Consider the following 690-nt stretch of genomic DNA (forward strand, 5'->3'; position numbering starts at 1 on the left):
GAACAGCTGACGCGGACGGCCGATCTTCTGCTCGGGGTCGGCGATCATCTCGTTCCACTGCGCGATCCAGCCCACCGTGCGTGCCATCGCGAAGATGCACGTGAACATCGAGGTCGGGATGCCCAGCGCGCGCTGCACGATACCCGAGTAGAAGTCGACGTTCGGGTACAGCTTGCGCGACACGAAGTATTCGTCTTCCAGCGCGATCTTTTCGAGCTGCATGGCGAGCTTGAAGAGCGGATCGTCGTGCAGACCGAGTTCGTTGAGCACTTCGTAGCACGTTTCGCGCATGAGCTTCGCACGCGGGTCGTAGTTCTTGTACACGCGGTGGCCGAAGCCCATCAGCTTCACGCCCGAGTTCTTGTCCTTCACCTGCTTGATGAACTCAGGGATATTGTCCGGCGAGCCGATCTCTTCCAGCATGTTCAGTGCGGCTTCGTTCGCACCGCCGTGCGCCGGGCCCCACAGACAGGCGATACCGGCCGCGATACACGCGAACGGGTTCGCGCCCGACGAACCGGCCAGACGCACGGTAGACGTCGAAGCGTTCTGCTCGTGGTCGGCGTGCAGGATGAGGATACGGTCGAGCGCGCGCACGAGCACGTCGTTGACCTTGTACTCTTCGCACGGGTTCGAGAACATCATGCGCATGAAGTTCGCGCTGTACGACAGATCGTTCTGCGGATACAC

1 protein-coding gene is annotated in these 690 nt (G+C 61.2%); it reads right to left on the bottom strand.

Translation table 11 applies throughout. The annotated features are described in order from the left end of the window. A partial coding sequence (locus tag BHE01S_RS35880) for a citrate/2-methylcitrate synthase (protein ID WP_042273291.1) occupies window positions 1-690 on the bottom strand: 690 nt, incomplete at both ends.

The sequence above is a fragment of the Paraburkholderia heleia NBRC 101817 genome, from assembly GCF_000739775.1.
Classification (GTDB): Bacteria; Pseudomonadota; Gammaproteobacteria; order Burkholderiales; family Burkholderiaceae; genus Paraburkholderia; species Paraburkholderia heleia.